This is a genomic window from Priestia sp. 53B2 (assembly GCF_056099005.1).
This window is the reverse complement of sequence record NZ_JBLZXA010000085.1, coordinates 1-257: the sequence shown is the minus strand read 5'-3', so window position 1 is coordinate 257 and position 257 is coordinate 1. Positions and strand designations below refer to the sequence as shown.

The 257-nt window shown below is 45.5% G+C and carries 2 rRNA genes; both read left to right on the top strand.

Annotated elements, in window-relative coordinates:
• Nucleotides 1-127, top strand: a 23S ribosomal RNA gene (locus tag ACN6NE_RS31230); the annotation flags it as partial.
• A gap of 63 nt (nt 128-190) precedes the next feature.
• A 5S ribosomal RNA gene (gene rrf, locus ACN6NE_RS31225) occupies nt 191-257 on the top strand; the annotation flags it as partial.

Below are 257 nucleotides of genomic sequence, written 5' to 3'. Positions count from 1 at the left end.
TCAAGATGAGATTTCCCATAGCGCAAGCTAGTAAGATCCCTGAAAGATGATCAGGTTGATAGGTCAGAGGTGGAAGCGTGGCGACACGTGTAGCTGACTGATACTAATCGATCGAGGACTTAACCAAACTTTTAAAAGCGTAAGCTTTACTCAGCAAACTGTTACCTAGTTTTGAGAGAACAATCTCTTGTCTGGTGGCGATAGCGAAGAGGTCACACCCGTTCCCATACCGAACACGGAAGTTAAGCTCTTTAGCG